This window comes from Stutzerimonas kunmingensis (assembly GCF_014764705.1).
Classification (GTDB): domain Bacteria; phylum Pseudomonadota; class Gammaproteobacteria; order Pseudomonadales; family Pseudomonadaceae; genus Stutzerimonas.
Genome location: NZ_JACXXG010000069.1, coordinates 1 through 4,480, shown reverse-complemented (window position 1 = coordinate 4,480; position 4,480 = coordinate 1). Strand labels below are relative to the sequence as shown.

Sequence of the window (4,480 nt, the reverse complement as noted above, 5' to 3'; positions counted from 1 at the left end):
AACCCTGCTCACGCATGCGTAGGGCCGTGGAGCGCTTTTCACGTTGTTCTTGGGGGCTGAGTTTACGGGCATCTATTTTCATGGAGACAGATTATCTAATATGCCCTATTTATTTGCCAGGTTAATAGCTACCGATGGCGGAGCCCCGATCTGCACTACCGTCTTGATGCTGCCGATATCGACCCCAAGCTCCAGCGTGGTAGTACAGACTGCGGTGGCAGGCCGGTCACCGGCTTTCAGCGCTTTCTCGGTTTCCTCTCGAATGTCCTTCGCCAAACTGCCGTGATGCGGCCAGAACTCGTTCGGTACACCATCCTGCTCGCAACGGCGCCGCAGATTGTCAGCGAACCACTCAACCTGAGTTCGACTGTTGGGGAAGATCAGGTTATTGCTGCCGCGTAGCACCTGAAAGAGATGCTCTGCGATGGCATGGTCCGGAGAAAAAACATCGTCACCTTCAGGCTGCACCGGGAGCGCCTTCTTGGACTCCACATACCCTCTGATCTGAACCTTAAGTATCTGGCCACTACCCTTGGATTCGATCACCGACACATGATGAGGGGCATTGGGACGCAAGAAGGCAGCAGCCAGCGTCATGTCGCCCAACGTGGCGGAAAGACCAACCCTGGGCAGGGGGCGATCAATGATTGTTTCAACACGATGCATGAGTGACTGCAGCTGCTTGCCTCGCTCACTGCCGATAAAGGCATGGAGCTCATCCACCACCAGGTACCGCAGGTTGGCAAACAAACCCGCTAGGCTGGTTCCCTTGTTCACGAACAGAGCTTCGAGCGACTCCGGCGTGATCAACAGAATGCCTTCCGGGGACTTGAGGAAGCGATGTTTGCGGCTCGCTGAGATATCCCCATGCCAAGCAATGACAGGAAGCTCAAGCTCATCGCAAAGCCTCGCCAAACGATCCCACTGGTCATTGATGAGAGCCTTCAGCGGGCTGATGTAAAGCACCGCCCCAGGCTTTTCCGTGTCCTGCAGGAGATTGGTAAGGATGGGCAGAAACGCGGCTTCGGTTTTGCCTGCAGCTGTAGCCGCCGCGATGATGACATCCTGGTCGGCCCCCAAGAGCGCAGGGATAGCACGCTCCTGGGCATCGCGTAGGGAGGTCCAGCCCTCGGTCCATATCCAGCGCTGGATTCGCGGCTCAAGGAGTTCGAAGCCAACCGATTCAGAGCTGGAAGGTGGCAAGCTCATCGTCCGCATCCACTTGGATATCGGCCTCACCGCCTCGATCCGGTGCAATCTCCACGGCACCCAACAGGGTCCGCCAATCAGCGTCAGGATTCTGCTCCAACACCGCTAGCAGGCTGATGAATGCGGTAATGGTCGTCCGCGGGGTACGGAAGTAGGCCTCACCCATCCGCTGGTTGCAGTGGGCCATAAACAGCGGCAATGCTTCGTCGGGTAGCAAATAGCGCTCGTTCACGCCTGCCGCGTATACATGACGCAGTTTCTGCAGCAGCACGTAGAAATCCTCAGGTCTCAGGCTAGTGAGGCGTATGACAGGGCCGGACAGATCTACCAGCCCGGACTTGGCGAAGTTATTTTCAGCCAGACGCGACTGCAGCGCCGGATAGCTGTAGAGGCCGCGGCGAGTATCCATGAGAAATTCGGGTGTACCGCCCAACACAAAACCAAGCCCCTCAGCAGAGCCCTGCAGGGAGTCATTGAGGATACGAAGAATCTGCTCGTAGTTAGCGTTACGAGCTTGGGTGTTGGAAAGTTTGTACAGGTTCACCAGCTCATCGAGACATACCATCAACCCGCTAAAGCCGGCCAACCGAACAAATCGAGCAAGCAGCTTGAGCTGATCGTAGACCGACGCATCGTCGACGATGGTTCGCACCCCCAGTGCGGTGCGGGCATCTGTCTTGGTAGTGAACTCGCCACGCAACCAGCGGATAGCATCGGCCTTGAGCTGCTCGTTACCCTCTTCGAAGCCTTTGCAATAGGCCGCGATTACATCAGCAAAGTCATAGCCGTTGACCATCTCTGTCAGTTGGTCTAGATGCTCGCGAATCACAGCCTCACTGTCTTTGCCGGACGCTTTGGCTTCCGTCTTGGCCTGTGCCACGAATTTCTCGACTATTCCTTGCAGAGCGCCGCCATCAGGCTTAGTTCGGGTGGACATATTCTTGGCCAATTCGGCATACAGCGAGCGAGCCTGGCCACCAGTAGCATGGAGACGACGATCCGGGTTCAGATCGGCATGCATGGTGACGAGCTTGCGCTCCATCGCGATAGAACGAACCAGGTTGAGGAAGAATGTCTTGCCTGCACCATACTCACCGATCACTACGCGGAACGCGGAACCGCTTTCCGCGAGGCGCTCCACATCACGGATGAGTGCTTCCAGCTCCCCGACACGCCCCACTTGAATCAGGTGCTGGCCTGCACGGGGAACGACGCCGGCGCGCAGGGACTGGATGACCGCATCGCGGTCCTTGGCTCTGATGCTGCTCATAGCGGTAATTTGTCCATAATGTCAGGGTTGACTTCGAAGGGGTCTTCCCCCTCGGTGACTGGCATATCGAAATGCTCAAATGCCATGTCGTTGATCTGCTCCAATGCTCCGTCGAGCATGAGCTCCATATCGCTTGCAACGGCCTCCAACTCGTCATGAGACCACTCGGTACGGGATACGAGTACACGCAGGAAGGCTGAGTGATCGGCGTCTAAGCCACAAATGGAGGAAGTATCCTCAACAGTCTCTTCCACAACTACGTCATCTGGCTCAGCAGGCTTGTCGTCAACGAAAACCTGAGCCAGCAGCGCAGATACCTGTTCCGTTTCACGCTGCAGCTGAGCGATGCGCTCCTGGTCCAGAGCAAATCCGCCAACGGGCTTGGACGGACTTGCTCCGGGTATGGAAGGCGTTGTCTGCGATGAGCCAACGGAGCTGCCACTGGAGGCCACATGAAGGTCGCTGTACAGCGATTGCGGATCCAGCTGCAGGGTCTTGTAGACGCGCTCCAGCAACTTCACCTCTGCGGGACTAACCTCGCCGTCGACCTGCGCCAAGTGAGCGAGAAAAGCCGCCACAACCCTCTTCGCCGGCTCGGCCAGGGGCTCCAGTTTCATCTTCAGGCTCTGCAGGGTTGGTGGCTGGTTAAGCTGCAGGCGCAGGTGGGCCTTCAGGCGCTTCCGATGAGCACCGCTCAGGTGACTCCAAGAGTCTATATGCTGGGATAGCAGCATAATTTCCTGCGGCGACGTGTCACCATCGGCCGCAGCCACAGCACAAGCAAGGTCCAACGTAACAGAGGCGGCGCTATAAGCCGGCGAAGACCGCAGATCACCATCGTCAGCCTGGGTCGCAAAGAGCGCCACATTGTCCTCAGACTTGGGTGTTCGGCTGCCTGTCAGCACATCCGGCTCGATACCGATGTGTAAAGACTCCAGCGCGCGGGCGAGCGTCAGAACCTTTTCTCGCGACAGGCTACCTGCACTCTGCAGTCGTCCTGCCAGCTCACCGAAGCTCATGACCACCATGCCGTCGCCGATGCGTTGCTTTAGCTCGGCGAGCGCTGTTCGAGCTGTTGGCGGCCACAGGTTTACAGGCAGCTGTAACAGCCCTTCTAGTGCATCAGGAGTGTCGGGGTTGCGGCCGAGATAACGACTGTAGGGCTCCAACTGCACCGTGCATTCGTCAACCAACTGCTGCAGCTTCTTCCGAGCTGCGCTAGTCGCCGTGACGTCAGGAATACCGGATAGGCCATCCAGTTCTTGGGGTGGTAGACCCGCAGAAGCGGTGTTGTATTGGAGTCTCAGACGGGTCTTGTTCTGAGGGAGCACCATACCGGCGCCATAACGTTCCTCGTAGCGCATGCAGAACAACTGGGCGAACGCTTCTTTACAACGGGTTACGGGTGTTCGCTTCCCGACGTTGTGATCAGACAGCACCCAGGCCAACGCCCAGTCAGCCGGCATTGGTTGCTTGTCAGCCGCCAACTGACCCAGGCCAATACGCAGCTCTACAGGCATTTCGTAGCCGTAAGGTAATGGTGCCGGCGGCGCCTTTTGATAGCGCCTGGCGAGTATTTGGCCTTGGCGGAGGAAGTCTACGAAGCGACTGGCGTAGTTATTGAAGGAGTTATTCTTGCCATAGATCGAGAGCAGCCGCTCTACCTCGGCAATTATGATAGGTATGTCGCCCGCCGCAGCCTGATCCGTCTTGGCGTCGACAAAAACCCTACGCTCAAGACCGTAGAAGAATAGGAACACGTAGCCGATGTTGGCATGCGGAGCCTTACGACCACTGGATAGCCATTGCAAATATGCGCGGCGGGCCTCAGGAGAGATGCTGTCGTAACTGGGCCAGTAAGAGGTGAGACGCTCGTAAGCGTTCATTCCACGACGTACTGGACTTACTTTACGTCCCGAAGGGGCCTTAGCAATTCCGGTGAGACCTTGTACTGTTTCGTGCCGTTCTCGGCCAGGACGATCACGCTCTTGCGGTTGATCT

General features: G+C 57.2%; 2 protein-coding genes and 1 pseudogene. All 3 read right to left on the bottom strand.

The annotated features are described in order from the left end of the window. Positions 1 to 126: 126 nt before the first annotated feature. Positions 127 to 1,209 (bottom strand): annotated as a pseudogene (locus tag IEG05_RS22845) (DEAD/DEAH box helicase); the annotation flags it as partial. Next, positions 1,184 to 2,479, bottom strand: coding sequence for an ATP-binding protein (locus tag IEG05_RS22840; protein WP_079329374.1), 1,296 nt, complete (start codon positions 2,477 to 2,479; stop codon positions 1,184 to 1,186). The pseudogene IEG05_RS22845 and the gene IEG05_RS22840, both read right to left, overlap by 26 nt. Beyond that, the gene (locus IEG05_RS22835) at positions 2,476 to 4,365 is read right to left on the bottom strand and encodes a tellurite resistance TerB family protein (protein ID WP_224742963.1); all 1,890 of its coding nucleotides are present in this window, start codon (positions 4,363 to 4,365) and stop codon (positions 2,476 to 2,478) included. The genes IEG05_RS22840 and IEG05_RS22835 overlap by 4 nt, the downstream gene beginning before the upstream one ends. Between the last annotated feature and the right edge of the window lie 115 nt (positions 4,366 to 4,480).

What these genes read in the sequence shown, in the direction of transcription:
- IEG05_RS22840 (WP_079329374.1), bottom strand. Translation starts at nt 2,479, where the DNA reads ATGAGCAGCATCAGAGCCAAGGACCGCGATGCGGTCATCCAGTCCCTG.
- IEG05_RS22835 (WP_224742963.1), bottom strand. Translation starts at nt 4,365, where the DNA reads ATGAACGCTTACGAGCGTCTCACCTCTTACTGGCCCAGTTACGACAGC.